The 238-nt window shown below is 72.7% G+C and carries 1 protein-coding gene; it reads left to right on the forward strand.

The features are described from left to right. On the forward strand, nt 1–238 hold a 238-nt coding region (locus tag RVY79_RS21465), incomplete at both ends, for an SDR family oxidoreductase (protein ID WP_317466648.1).

The raw sequence follows: 238 nt of genomic DNA on the forward strand, positions 1-238 counted from the left end.
TGCCGCGCATGCCTCCGTCGCCATGGCGAAAGGCGCCGTCGAGGGCATGGCGCTGTCCCTGGCGGCCGAACTCGCGCCCCAGATCCGCATCAACGTCGTGGCGCCCTCGCTGACGCGCACGCCGCTCGCTGCGGGGATCACCGGCAACGAGACCCTCGCGCAGGGGATTGCGGCCATGCATGCCCTCCAACGGCTCGGGCGTCCGGAGGATGTCGGCGCCCTGGCCGCCTTCCTGGTC

The organism is Chromohalobacter sp. HP20-39 (assembly GCF_033052815.1).
GTDB lineage: Bacteria > Pseudomonadota > Gammaproteobacteria > Pseudomonadales > Halomonadaceae > Chromohalobacter.